The sequence below is a fragment of the Streptomyces sp. LS-MS-L19 genome, assembly GCF_058382285.1.
On sequence record NZ_JBYCLL010000001.1, the window covers coordinates 7899114 to 7911687 of the forward strand.

Genomic DNA, 12574 nt, shown 5'->3' on the forward strand with positions numbered 1-12574 from the left:
GCCCCATAGTAGAACGTGGAGCGAGCTTCACCAGCGCGGCTCAGAGCCAGTCCCGTCGCTTGAAGATGATGTACAGGGACACGCAGACGACCCCCATCAGGGCGATCGCGAAGGGGTAGCCGAAGTTCCAGGTCAGTTCTGGCATGTGGTCGAAGTTCATACCGTAGATCGTGCCTACCAGGGTTGGGGCGAAGAGGATCGCCGCCCAGGACGAGATCTTCTTGATCTCCTCGTTCTGTTCGAAGCCCGCCTCCGCCAACGCCCGCATCTCCGCGTTCTGCTGCTGGGTGACCAGGGTCGCGTTGACCGTGAGGATGTCGGTGAGGGCCTGGCGGAAGCCGTCGACTCGTTCGCTGGTGTGGGTGACGTGGTCGGCGACGTCCCGTAGGTAGCGTTGCAGTTCCTCGTCCGTGCCGTACTTCGCGAAGCCCGCCATCAAGGCGTGCAGCATGCTCACCAGGGGGCGGGTGGCGCGCTGGAACTCCACCATCTCGCGGGAGAGTTCGTAGATGCGGCGGGACACCTCCGGGTCGCCCCGGAAGACCTCCGTCTCGATCTCGTCGATGTCGTTCTGGACGCCCGCGACGACCGGCGCGTAGCCGTCGACCACCGCGTCCAGGATCGCGTAGAGGACCGCCTCGGGGCCCAGCCTCAGCAACTCCGGTGTCTGTTCCATGCGGTGGCGCACCGCCGAGAGGTCCGGCGCCGCTCCGTGCCGGACCGTGATCACGAAGTCCGGGCCCACGAACACGTGCAGCTCGCCGAAGTCGACCTCCTCCGGCGCGTCCAGATAGCGGGCGGCCCGCAGGACGACGAAGAGCGTGTCGCCGTACCGCTCCAGCTTCGGGCGCTGGTGGGCCTCCATCGCGTCCTCGACCGACAGCGGGTGCAGGTCGAACTCCTCGGCCAGCGAGAGGAGTTCGCTCTCCGGCGGCCGGGCCAGGCCGATCCACGCCATGCCGGCGCCCTCTTCGCGCAACTCGCGGAAGGTGTCCGCGAGCGTCGCGGGGGAGGACACGCGTACGCCGTCGCGGTAGAGGGCCGCCTGGACGATGCTCGGTGGCTCGGCCGGCTCCGGGGCGGGGGGTTCGGCCGCCGTCACCGGAGTCTTCGGCTGCGCGGACGGCGGGGTCAGGGCGCGGCGCCAGGCGGACTTCCTGGCGGAGTCCTTCGCAGGGGTCTTCGCGTCGGGGCGGGGGCGTCGCTCGGACATCGTGTGCCTCTCGCTCTCGGGTCGAGCCGATGTCGGCGTGATCACGGAGCAGGGTATACGGGGCAAATGACATCCCGGGGAGGGCGGCGCCCAGGACGCGGTGAGAGTTGCGGACAGAACTCGTCCGCAAGCACCTCTAGCGTGTTCCCCATGACGAAGACGACCGCTTCGGCCCCCGTGCTCGGCACCCGCGCCCTGAACCGCGCGACCCTCGACCGCCAGCTCCTCCTGCGCCGGTCCGGCCTGTCCGCGAAGGCCGCCGTCGGGCATCTGCTCGGCCTCCAGGCCCAGAACGTCAAGCCGCCGTACTGGGCGCTCGCCGCCCGTCTGGACGGGTTCACGCCCGAGGCGCTGTCGGAGCTGATGGCCGACCGCGAGGTCGTCCGGATCGTCACCATGCGCTCCACCATCCACACCCACACCGCCGACGACTGCCTCACCCTGCGGCCGCTGGTGCAGCCCGCTCGCGACCGCGAACTCGTCAACTTCCGCAAGGGCCTCCAGGGCGTCGACCTCGACCGGCTCGCCGTCCTCGCCCGCGAACTCGTCGAGGCCGAGCCGCGCACCATGAAGGAGCTGCGCGAGGCGCTCCTCGGCGAGTGGCCGGACGCCGACCCGCAGGCCCTCGCCATCGCCGCCCGCTGCAAGCTCCCGCTCGTCCAGGTCACCCCGCGCGGGCTGTGGGGCAGAAGCGGCCAGGTCGCGCTCACCACCGCCGAACACTGGCTCGGCCGCCCCACCGGATCCACCCCCACCCCCGACGCCACCGTCCTCCGCTACCTCGCCGCCTTCGGCCCCGCCTCCGTCAAGGACATGCAGACCTGGGCCGGACTCACCCGGCTCCGTGAGGCCTTCGAGCGGCTCCGCCCCGAGCTGCGCGTCTTCCGTGACGAGAACGGCGTCGAACTCTTCGACCTCCCCGACGCGCCCCGCCCCGCCGAGGACACCCCGGCCCCGCCGCGTTTCCTGCCGGAGTTCGACAACCTGCTGCTCTCCCACGCCGACCGCACCCGCGTGGTGCCGAAGGAGTACTGGGGCCGCAGCTGGCAGGGCAACCAGGCCTACTGCACCCTCCTCGTCGACGGCTTCCTCGCGGGGGTGTGGAAGCTCGCCGGGGACACCCTCGTCGTCGAGCCCTTCGGCCGGCTCACCCGGGCGCAGCGGGCGGACGTCGAGGAGGAGGGGCGGCGGATGCTCGGCACGCTGTACCCCGGGACGTCGTACGACATCGGGTTCGGGACGGTCGTACAGCATCCGGCCTGAACGGACCGTCTCAGTCCGCCCGCCCGGTCACCGCCACCGTCAGGCCGAGCCCGATCATCGTGAAGCCGCCCGCGCCGCCGATCAGCGACAGGCGGCGGTCGGAGCGGGCGAACCAGGTGCGGGCGGCGGACGCGGTCAGGCCCCACAGGGTGTCCGTGACCAGGCCGATGGTGATGGGGACCAGGCCGAGCAGCAGCATCTGGGCCGGGACGTGGCCCGCCGCGTGGTCCACGAACTGGGGGAGCACGGCGGCGAAGAAGACGACGCCCTTCGGGTTGGTGACGCCGACGAGGGCGCCGTCGAGCACGGTCCGCAGGTCGCCCCGCGCCGGGCCCGCGGGCCGGGAGGTGATCGCCGCGGCCTTGAGCTCGCCCCGGTGCCGGAAGGCCTGGATCCCGAGGAACACGAGGTAGGCGGCGCCCGCCAGCTTCACCGTCAGGTACACGGTCGCCGACCGCTCCACCAGGGAGCCGATCCCGATCGCCACGGCCACCACGAGCAGGTAGGAACCGAGGACGTTGCCGAGCGCCGTCGCCACCGCGGTACGGCGGCCGTGGGCCAGCGCGCGGCCGATGACGAACAGCACGCTGGGCCCCGGGATGACGATCACCAGCAGGGACATCGCGGCGAAGGCGAGGACACGGTCCGTGGACACCATGGCGGTCATTGAAACAGGCATCCGCCGTCCGGCTCTAGGACCTCGCAGACGTCCGGCTCCAGGACCTCGCAGACGTCCGGACATGGACAGGGGGCGTTGCGGGCCGCTCGTGGAGGCCCGCAACGCCCCCGGCTTCTCACCTGAGGGATGCTCAGGAGAACCTCTGGGGACCTACGAGTTGACCTGTGCGGTCACGAGGCTGGAGAAAGTCGTCAGCCGGGTGTAGACACCCGGGTAACCGGCCTGCGCGCAGCCCTCTCCCCAAGAAGTGATCCCTGCCAGGACGCCCCCGATGAGCAGGGGACCGCCGCTGTCGCCCTGGCAGGTGTCTGTGCCGCCGGAGGTGTATCCGGCGCAAACCATGTCGGACTGGACGAAGTCCGAACCGTAGGAGCTCTTGCAGCTGGAGTCGGACACGATCGGGACGGTCGCGGTCCGCAGCTGGTTGGAGGAGCTGCCGTTCGACGAGGTGGTGCCCCAGCCGAGGATGCGGGCCGTGGTGCCGGCCGCGTACACACTCGTCTGGGAGGAGGAGACGTACGACGCCGTGGTGTACGGCATCGACGTCGACAGGGTCAGTACGGCCACGTCGTCGCCGTTGGTGGCGTCCGTGTAGCCCGGGTTGATCCAGATCTTGCTGACCCGGCTGACCGTGCCGTTGGTGCCGTTCAGGTAGGTGCGGCCGCCGACGACTCTGACACTGCTGGTGGTCTCGCCGACCATGCAGTGGGCCGCGGTGACCACCTTGGTCGGGGAGACCAGGGTGCCGCCGCAGAACTGGTTCTGCGAGGCGTCCGTGATCTGCATCATGAACGGGTACGACGTCGTCGTCGTGGTGGTGCCGCCGACGATGGGCTGGGGAGCGGCGACAGCGGTGGGGGCGCTGAGCAACGCGGTGGCGGCGGCAGCGGCCGTCGCCAGGCCGACGGCGCCGGCCTTCTTCGCACGAGTGAGCCCGAACATCAGTGAGTCTCCTCAGGGTTGCCGGTGGGGGGTCGCGCGGGTGTGGGGGTGGTACACGGGGGTCGCGGGACCGACCCCCGTATGCCCGGGCGAGCGGCACGTTCATAAGCTAGAACGCGGAAGTTCCCCTTCCCAATGAGGGAAGCCCCTAAGGGAGTTGGGCAGGGAAAACCCTCGGTCGGCCCTGCGGGAACGACGCTGACGATCCCTCGGTCACGGCCTGCGCCCCGCCGCCAGGCGGACGATGTCCACCCGGGAGCGGATGCCGAGCTTGCGGTAGACCCGGGTCAGGGTCGCCTCGACCGTCTTCACGCTGATGAACAGCCGCGCGGCTATCTCCCGGTTGGTGGCGCCCTCCATGACGAGCGCCGCCACCTGACGCTCCATCGAGGCGAGCCCCTCGAGGCTGTCCAGCCCGTCCGGTGCGCTGGCCAGGGGCCCCACCGGCTCCACCGGCCGGGTCAGCGCGGCCGCCTCCACCTGCCGCAGCCAGGGCAGCGCCCGGCACCGCCGGAAGAGCCGGGCCGACTCGTCGTACGACGTCGGACCGGGCCGCCGGGTGCGCAGCTGGGCCAGCGCGAAGGCGGCGCGGGCCTCCTCCAGGCCGTAGCCCAGCTTGGCGAGCCGGTCCTGAACCGACGTCAACCGGTCGAGCGCGGCCTCGTGTTCACCGCGCGCCGCCCGCACCAGTGCCTCGGCGCGGTCCAGCACGGCGAGGACGCTCTCCCGGCCCAGCCGCAGGGCGTTCACCCGGGTCACGTCGATGACGTCCTGTGCCTCCCCGAGCTCCCCGATCCGTACCAGGGCCTCGGCGAGATCGCCCTGCCAGCGGCCGCGCGCCGGGTCGGTGATGCCGAGCCCGTGCTCCAGCTCGCGCACCCGGCGCAGCGAGCGCACCGCGCCCTCCGCGTCCCCGGCGACGAGCTGGGCGTACCCCAGGGCGGCCAGGCCCCGGGACTCGTACATCTGGTCGCCGTTCTCCTCGGAGTGGTCGACCGCCTCCCGGGCCAGTTCGAGCGCCCGCTCGACATTGCCGCCGGAGGCCTCCGCGAGGGAGGCGAGCACGGCCGAGGCCACCTCGCCGATCCCGGTGTCGCGGGCCATCATCAGGCTCTCCCGGGCCAGGTCGAGCGCCCGCCCGCAGTGCCCGGAGCGCAGCTCCGTCTCGGCCACCCCGCGCAGGAAGTGCACCTCGCTCTCGACCGAGCCGCGCCGCCGGACCTCTCGCAGCAGCGCGGTGACCGTGGCCCGGGCCTCGGGCAGCTGGTCGCTCATGATCAGCCAGCGGAAGCGGGAGTACCCGGCGCCGTTGTGGTGGCAGGAGACCCGCGGGTCCTGGGGTTCCTTGAGGGCGCGCTTGATGGTCGCGGGGGCGTCCGGGTGGCCCATCAGGGTCTCGATCTGGGCCTGGAAGGACAGCGCCATCAGCTCGTTGTACCGGTCGCCGGCCCGCTCGGCCAGCGCCGCCGAGCGGGCCGCCTCCCCGCGTGCCTCGTCGAAGTCGCCCTCGACGAGCAGGGCGCGCCACGCCAGCTGGTAGCGGATCAGAGCGAGCAGTCCGGGGTCCTCGCCCGCGTCGGCCAGGGCCTGCGGGAAGACCGCGTCGACCTCCGTCATGGCGTGGCCCGCGGTGTCGATCACGATGATCCAGGCCCGCACCCGGTCCGCCGGCACGGTGGCCCGCGTGAGCACGTCCCGCGCGATGTCCCGGGCGAGGTCCAGCTCACCGGCGGTGATCGCGTCCTCGGCCGCGGTGAGCCGCCGTACGTCCGGGGCGGGCACGCTGTCGGCCGGGGTGTGCCGGGCCGACAGCAGCCCCAGGGAGGCGGCCATCGAGGGGGCGCCCCGGTCCCGGGCCAGGGCCGCGGCCTCGGCGAGCCGGGCGGCCACCTCCGGGTCGGTGCCGTTGGTGGCGAGCGCCAGGTGACGGGCGCGCTCGATGGGGTCGGAGGCGGCCGTGGACAGCGCCCGGTGCGCGTCCCGCCGTTCCTGCGCGGGCGCCTCCGCGTACAGCGCGGCCGAGATCAGCGGATGCGCGAAGCGTACGGCGGGACCCTCGGCCTCCGTCGCGAGCAGTCCCAGCGCGGCCGCCTGGGCCATCTCGGCCTCGGCGTCCCCGCGCCCCGCCGCGTGCAGCAGGGCCGGGGTGGGACGGGCGCCCGCGCTCGCCACCAGGAGGGTGCGGCGGGCCTCCGCGGACAGCATCTCCAGCCGGCTCAGCACCAGGGCCCGCAGCGAGGTCGGCACCGGCAGCGGGTCGCCGGGGCGGGGCGGGACCGGGCTCTCGGTGAGCGCGCGGCCGAGCTCCAGGGCGTAGAACGGGTTGCCGCCGCTGGTGCGGTGGATGTCACGGACGGTGGAGCGCTGGAGGCCGGTGTAGCCGCGGTGGTCGAGCAGTGCGGCCACCTGGGCGCGGGTGAGCGGGTTGAAGCGGACGGCGAGACTGTCCGGGGGCAACGCGCGTAGATGGCGGTCGTACTCGGGACCGTCGGTCCGGACCGCGCACAGCATCCGCACCGGGATGTCGCCGAGCCTGCGGGCGGCGAACCCGAGCAGCTCCAGACTGGCGGGATCCAGCCACTGCATGTCGTCGGCGACGATCAGGACGGGGCCCTCGGCGGCGAGGGCGCGCAGCGCGGACAGCACCGCCAGGCGCAGGGCGAGGCCGTCGCGCTGGAGGGTGGACTCGCCGCGGCCGGTCAGCGCCGACTCCAGGGCGGTGCGCTGGGCGGCGGGCAGCTTGTCGGAGATGTCGTCCAGGACCAGGCCGAAGAGGTCGGCGAGGGCGAGGAAGGGCAGGTGGGACTCCGACTCGGTGGCCGAGCAGCGCAGCACGGTGCGGGCCGCCTCGCCGCATTCCGCGGCCAGGGCCCGCAGGACGGTCGACTTCCCGATGCCGGCCGGGCCGTGCAGCAGCACGCTGCCGCCGCGGGTCAGCTGTTCACGGGCCTGGACGAACAGTTCGTCCCGGCCGATGACCACGTCGGGGCGGCCTCTCGCGGGCTCCTGGAAGTCGCGTGGCACGGTCACCGCTCCCCTCCCTGTGGCGCGTCCTGGCCAATATTAGGCAAGGTGCTGTGAAATTCGGAGGGAAGAAGTGGTGAGGGAGATAACAACCGGTTCCACATCAGGAATTTCATAGCGTTCGTATGTGAATCAGGTTTCCACGGCGTTACGGGAGCATCCCGGACCGCCGGGCGGCCGCGACCGCCTCGCCCCGGGTCCCGGCGCCCAGTTTCCGCATGGCCGACCGCAGGTACGCCTTCACCGTCTCGGCGGCCACCCCCAGCCGGGCCGCCACCACGGCGTTCGTCGCACCGGCCGCCACACAGGCCAGCACGTCCAGTTCCCGCGGTGTCAGCGCGACCCCTGCCGTGGGCGCGGGCGCCGGGGTCAGCAGGGCGCACGCGTCCAGCAGCTCGCCCCTGAGCGCGGGGTCGGTGATCCGCGGGGCCAGCGCCCGCAGCGCCGCGTGCGCCTCCCGCACCTGCTCCCAGCCGGAGCTGTCGCCCGGCGCCGGTTCGGCCCGCGCCGCCGCCAGCACGTCCCGCGCCTCGTCGCCGGCGACCAGCGCCTGCTCGACGTCCCGCGCCGCGTCCACCGCCGCCGTCAGCGTGCGGTCGCCCAGCGGGCGGGCGTCCCGCAGCGCGCCGTAGAGCACACCCCGCACCCGGCGCCGTACGACCACCGGCACGGCGAGCACCGCGCGCAGGCCCTCGGCGGCGACGGCGGCGTCGTACTCGTGGCTGATCTGCCGGGACAGGGAGTAGTCCGCGACGGCGCACGGGCGGGCCAGCGCGACGGACTTGCCGCCCAGGCCGTTGCCCGAGGTCACCGCGAGCGCGAGGAGCGAGGCGGTGGCCGTGCCGCTGAGTTCGCTGATCCGGATGCGGGGCCGACCGGGTTCCACCAGGCCGCCGAAGGCGACCGGAAGGCCCGTGGTGCGCCGCAGCCGCACGAGGGCACGCCGGATCTCCACCGCGCCGGTCGCGTCCACTGTCACCTGTTCGTCCCTTCGCCGCGGCACACACCCCCGTTCGGGGGTAGTGAGACCCGCATCACGGATTAGACGATGGCAGAGAGCCGCCCGGCAATGGTCCGGTACGAGGAGGACGCAAGATGACGGCCACGGAGGATTTCCGCGGGGCGCGGGACTTCCTGCTCCAGCACCGCGAGGACTACGCCACGGCGTACGAGGGCTTCACCTGGCCCCGGCCGCGGCACTTCAACTGGGCGCTCGACTGGTTCGACGTCATCGCGCGGGGCAACGACCGCACCGCCCTGCACATCGTCGAGGAGGACGGCGGCGAGGTCCGGCTGTCCTTCGCCGAGATGGCCGAGCGCTCCGACCGGGTCGCCAACCTGCTGCGCGAGCGCGGGGTGGAGGCCGAGGACCGGATCCTCGTCATGCTGGGCAACCAGACCGAGCTGTGGGAGACGGCCCTGGCCGCCATGAAGCTGCGGGCCGTCGTCATCCCGGCGACCCCGCTGCTCGGCCCCGCCGACCTGCGCGACCGCGTCGAGCGCGGGCGGGTGCGGCACGTGCTCGTACGGGCCGAGGACACCGCCAAGTTCGACGACGTGCCCGGCGACTACACCCGCATCGCGGTGGGCGGCGTACCGGAGGGCTGGCAGCCGTACGAGGACGCCTACGCGGCCTCCGCGGAGTTCCTGCCCGACGGCCCGACCCTCGCCGACGACCCGCTGATGCTGTACTTCACCTCCGGCACGACGGCCCGGCCCAAGCTCGTCGAGCACACCCACACCTCGTACCCGATCGGGCACCTGGCGACCATGTACTGGATCGGGCTCAGGCCCGGTGACGTGCACCTCAACATCTCCTCGCCCGGCTGGGCCAAGCACGCCTGGTCCAACCTCTTCGCGCCGTGGAACGCGGAGGCGACCGTCTTCATCCACAACTACACGCGCTTCGACGCGGCCCGTCTGATGGCCGAGATGGACCGGGCGGGCGTCACCACCTTCTGCGCCCCGCCGACCGTGTGGCGCATGCTCATCCAGGCCGACCTGACCCAGCTGCGCACCCCGCCGCGGGAGGTCGTCGCGGCCGGCGAGCCCCTGAACCCCGAGGTCATCGAGCAGGTCCGGCGGGCCTGGGGGATCACCATCCGGGACGGCTTCGGGCAGACCGAGACCGCCGTGCAGGTCTCCAACAGCCCCGGACAGGTGCTGAAGACCGGCTCCATGGGCCGCCCCAGCCCCGGCTACCGGGTGGAGCTCCTCGACCCGGTGTCCGGCGCGCCCGGTGCGGCCGAGGGCGAGATCGCGCTGGACCTTTCGGTCCGCCCGGTCGGCCTGATGACCGGCTACCACGGCGACCCCGACCGTACGGCGGAGGCGATGGCCGGTGGCTACTACCGGACCGGCGACGTGGCCTCGCGGGACGAGGACGGCTATCTGACCTACATCGGCCGCAGCGACGACGTCTTCAAGGCCTCCGACTACAAGATCAGCCCCTTCGAGCTGGAGAGCGCCCTGCTGGAGCACGAGGCGGTGGCCGAGGCGGCCGTCGTGCCCGCGCCGGACGAGCTGCGGCTCGCGGTCCCCAAGGCGTACGTGGTGCTGGCGGAGGGCTGGGAGCCCGGCCCCGACACGGCCAAGGTGCTCTTCGAGCACTCCCGCCAGGCGCTGGCGCCCTACAAGCGGATCCGGCGGCTGGAGTTCGGGGAGCTGCCCAAGACGGTGTCCGGCAAGATCCGCCGGATCGAGCTGCGGGAGGCGACCGCCGCCGGGTCCGACGCGGAGTATCGCGAGGAGGATTTCCGGTGAGCGAACTGCCTTCGGTGAGTGGACTGTCGTACACCCATGGGACGAGCGGGACTTCGCTGCTCGGCGACACCATCGGCGCGAGCCTGGACCGGGCCGTGGCCGGCTGGCCCGACCGCGAGGCACTGGTCGACGTGCCGTCCGGGCGGCGCTGGACCTACGCGCAGTTCGGCGCCGACGTCGACGAGTTGGCGCGGGCACTGCTCGGTGCCGGGGTCGTGAAGGGTGACCGGGTGGGGATCTGGGCGATCAACTGCCCCGAGTGGGTGCTCGTCCAGTACGCCACCGCCCGCATCGGCGCGGTCATGGTGAACATCAACCCGGCGTACCGCACCCACGAGGTCGAGTACGTGCTCAACCAGGCGGGGATCTCCCTCCTCTTCGCCTCCCTGAGCCACAAGACCAGTGACTACCGGGCGATGGTCGACGAAGTGCGGGGCCGGTGCCGGGAGTTGCGGGAGGTCGTGTACATCGGCGACCCGAGCTGGCAGGCGCTGCTCGAACGGGCCGTTCCCGACCCGGAGTTCCCGGAGCTGTCCTGCGACGACCCCATCAACATCCAGTACACCTCGGGCACGACGGGCTTCCCCAAGGGGGCCACGCTCTCCCACCACAACATCCTCAACAACGGCTACTTCGTGGGGGAGTTGATCGCCTACACCGAACAGGACCGGGTGTGCATCCCGGTGCCGTTCTACCACTGCTTCGGCATGGTGATGGGCAACCTGGCGGCGACCTCGCACGGCGCCTGCATGGTGATCCCGGCCCCCTCCTTCGAACCGGCGGCGACCCTGCGCGCGGTGCAACAGGAGCGCTGCACCTCGCTGTACGGCGTCCCCACCATGTTCATCGCGGAGCTGAACCTCCCCGACTTCGCGACGTACGACCTCTCCTCCCTGCGCACCGGCATTATGGCGGGCTCGCCCTGCCCGGTGGAGGTGATGAAGCGGGTGGTCGCCGAGATGCACATGGCGGAGGTGTCCATCTGCTACGGCATGACGGAGACCTCTCCGGTCTCGCTGCAGACCCGCAGGGACGACGACCTGGAACACCGCACCGGCACGGTGGGCCGCGTCCTGCCGCACATCGAGGTAAAGGTCGTCGATCCGGCGACCGGGGTGACCCAACCCCGCGGCACGGCGGGGGAGTTGTGCACCCGCGGCTACAGCGTGATGCTCGGCTACTGGAACGAGCCCGAGAAGACCGCGGAGGCCGTCGACGCCGGGCGCTGGATGCACACCGGTGACCTGGCGATGATGCGCGAGGACGGGTACGTCGAGATCGTCGGACGCATCAAGGACATGATCATCCGGGGCGGCGAGAACATCTACCCGCGCGAGATCGAGGAGTTCCTCTACGGCCACCCGAAGATCGCGGACGTCCAGGTCGTCGGGGTCCCTCATGAGCGCTACGGCGAGGAGGTGCTGGCCTGCGTCATCCCGCGCGACCCGGCCGCACCGCCGAGCCTGGAGGAACTGCGCGCCTTCTGCGACGGCCGGCTGGCCCACTACAAGATCCCCAGCCGGCTGCGGATCCTGGACGCCTTCCCGATGACGGTGTCGGGGAAGGTGCGGAAGGTGGAACTGCGGGAGACGTACGCGCGGGGGGAGTGAGCCGGGGGTTCGGGTGGGGCTGTGGGTCCGCGCGGGGCGTGCGGGCGGGTCTGTGGCCGCGCGCCGGGCGTCATGCTCGATCGCACCAGGGTCCGTCCGGCACCAGGGCGCCGAGCACGGTCGGCAACTGCGGTGGCTCGACCGGGTCCGGCAGTGCGGCCAGATCCGACCACGCGATCCAGGCGTACGTGTCCAGACTGGCCTGCTCATCGGGGAGCAGGCCGGTCCGCACCAGGGGTGGTCGCTCCTCGGTGAACCGGGCGACGAAGAAGTGCTCCGTGCCGGTGTACCGCTTACCGTTCCACCGCACGTCGCGGTCGACGAGCACCGACCGGTCCAGGACGGCGGCCGGGTCGAGGCCGGTTTCCTCGACCAGTTCGCGTCGCGCCGCCGTCAACGGCGTCTCGCCGGACTCGATGCCGCCCCCGGGCGGCTCCCAGAGCAACGCCCCGTCGGACGGATCCCGCCAGCGCAGCAGAAGCAGCCGGTGGGCGGAGTCCAGGCAGAGGACCCGGGCGGCCGGCCGGTGGTTCGTTGCCGGCACCGAACGGTCGCGGCGCATGCAGACCCTGGGCCAGGTGTCGAGGCCGAGGTCCGCCTCGTGGGCGCGGATCTTCCTGAGGCCGGGGGTGAGGTCGGGTTCGGACAGGACGCGGAAGCCGAGGCGTTCGTAGTAGGGGGCGTTCCAGGGGACGTCGGTGAAGGTGGTCAGGGTGAGGCCGGAGAGGCCCTCCTCGTGTGCGTGGTCGTCCGCGTGGGCGAGGAGAGCCCGGCCGAGCCTGCGGTGCGCGAAGTCGGGTTGCACGGAGACCTGCTCGATGTGCAGGGCGCCGTCCACGGGTTCGGCGATCAGATAGGCGACCGGACGGTCCTGTTCGTCGGTGGCCACCCAGGCACGGCCGGACCGGCGGTAGTGCTCCAGGGTGTCCAGGGCGGGCGGCTCGTCGTCGGCGATCGCCGCCATGCCGAGGTCCCGGAAACCGGCTCCCGCCGCGCGCTCGATGTCCTGGAGGGCGGGGAGTTCGGCGGGGGTGGCGGGGCGGATACGCATGTGTCGAGTCTCGGGCACCGGGAGCGTCT

General features: G+C 72.2%; 9 protein-coding genes and 1 pseudogene. 3 read left to right on the forward strand and 7 right to left on the reverse strand.

The genetic code is table 11. The annotated features are described in order from the left end of the window. Positions 1-40 precede the first annotated feature (40 nt). A complete protein-coding gene (locus AC2XR2_RS35240; RefSeq protein WP_491517260.1) occupies positions 41-1213 on the reverse strand; it encodes a magnesium and cobalt transport protein CorA in 1173 nt (390 codons plus the stop codon). 150 nt (positions 1214-1363) lie between these two features. On the opposite strand from AC2XR2_RS35240, the gene AC2XR2_RS35245 reads away from it, so the two are divergent. Then, positions 1364-2476 (forward strand): winged helix DNA-binding domain-containing protein, encoded by a 1113-nt coding sequence (locus AC2XR2_RS35245; RefSeq protein WP_491517261.1) that lies wholly within the window; start codon positions 1364-1366, stop codon positions 2474-2476. Positions 2477-2486: 10 nt separating this feature from the next. Here the strand turns inward: AC2XR2_RS35245 and AC2XR2_RS35250 are convergent, their stop codons facing one another. From AC2XR2_RS35250 to AC2XR2_RS35265, 4 genes are all read right to left on the reverse strand, one after another. Continuing rightward, positions 2487-3134 carry a LysE family translocator gene (locus tag AC2XR2_RS35250; protein ID WP_491517262.1) on the reverse strand — a complete coding sequence of 216 codons (648 nt, stop codon included), beginning with the start codon at positions 3132-3134 and terminating at the stop codon, positions 2487-2489. Between the two features lie 171 nt (positions 3135-3305). Next, positions 3306-4097, reverse strand: a complete 792-nt coding sequence (locus AC2XR2_RS35255; protein WP_330263594.1) for a S1 family peptidase — start codon at positions 4095-4097, stop codon at positions 3306-3308. A gap of 213 nt (positions 4098-4310) precedes the next feature. Further along, positions 4311-7127 (reverse strand): ATP-binding protein, encoded by a 2817-nt coding sequence (locus tag AC2XR2_RS35260; protein WP_491517263.1) that lies wholly within the window; start codon positions 7125-7127, stop codon positions 4311-4313. A gap of 142 nt (positions 7128-7269) precedes the next feature. Then, on the reverse strand, positions 7270-8100 hold the full coding sequence (locus AC2XR2_RS35265; RefSeq protein WP_491517264.1) for a helix-turn-helix transcriptional regulator: 831 nt from the start codon (positions 8098-8100) through the stop codon (positions 7270-7272). Between the two features lie 116 nt (positions 8101-8216). On the opposite strand from AC2XR2_RS35265, the gene AC2XR2_RS35270 reads away from it, so the two are divergent. Beyond that, positions 8217-9884 (forward strand): AMP-binding protein, encoded by a 1668-nt coding sequence (locus AC2XR2_RS35270; protein ID WP_449349304.1) that lies wholly within the window; start codon positions 8217-8219, stop codon positions 9882-9884. 14 nt (positions 9885-9898) lie between these two features. Next, positions 9899-11494, forward strand: coding sequence for an AMP-binding protein (locus AC2XR2_RS35275; protein ID WP_491518558.1), 1596 nt, complete (start codon positions 9899-9901; stop codon positions 11492-11494). 70 nt (positions 11495-11564) lie between these two features. On the opposite strand, the gene AC2XR2_RS35280 is transcribed toward AC2XR2_RS35275, so the two are convergent. Further along, positions 11565-12056, reverse strand: a complete 492-nt coding sequence (locus AC2XR2_RS35280; RefSeq protein WP_491518559.1) for an NUDIX hydrolase — start codon at positions 12054-12056, stop codon at positions 11565-11567. Then, positions 12048-12545, reverse strand: a pseudogene (locus tag AC2XR2_RS35285) (GNAT family N-acetyltransferase); the annotation flags it as partial. The gene AC2XR2_RS35280 and the pseudogene AC2XR2_RS35285, both read right to left, overlap by 9 nt. Between the last annotated feature and the right edge of the window lie 29 nt (positions 12546-12574).